The following is a 239-nucleotide window of genomic DNA, read 5'->3' on the forward strand; positions in this document are numbered from 1 at the left end:
TCGGAGGCGCACTGGTGGCCGGATTTCTGATCAAACGAATTTTGCAGGCGTTATTCGTGCTCGTCGCGATGACGTTGCTCGTCGCTTTCGCGGTCCGCCTGACGGGCGATCCGGCATTGATGCTGACGCAAGGTGCGGTCAGTATCACCGAAGCCGATCTTGCACGCATCCGCGAAGGTCTTGGTCTCAACCAGCCGTTCTTCGTTCAATACTGGCAGTTCCTGAAGGGCCTGTTCACG

1 pseudogene is annotated in these 239 nt (G+C 57.7%); it reads left to right on the forward strand.

The annotated features are described in order from the left end of the window. Nucleotides 1–14: 14 nt before the first annotated feature. Nucleotides 15–239, forward strand: a pseudogene (locus tag R0J92_RS26290) (ABC transporter permease); the annotation flags it as partial.

The sequence above is a fragment of the Tritonibacter sp. SIMBA_163 genome, from assembly GCF_046535935.1.
GTDB classification, from domain to species: domain Bacteria; phylum Pseudomonadota; class Alphaproteobacteria; order Rhodobacterales; family Rhodobacteraceae; genus Epibacterium; species Epibacterium scottomollicae.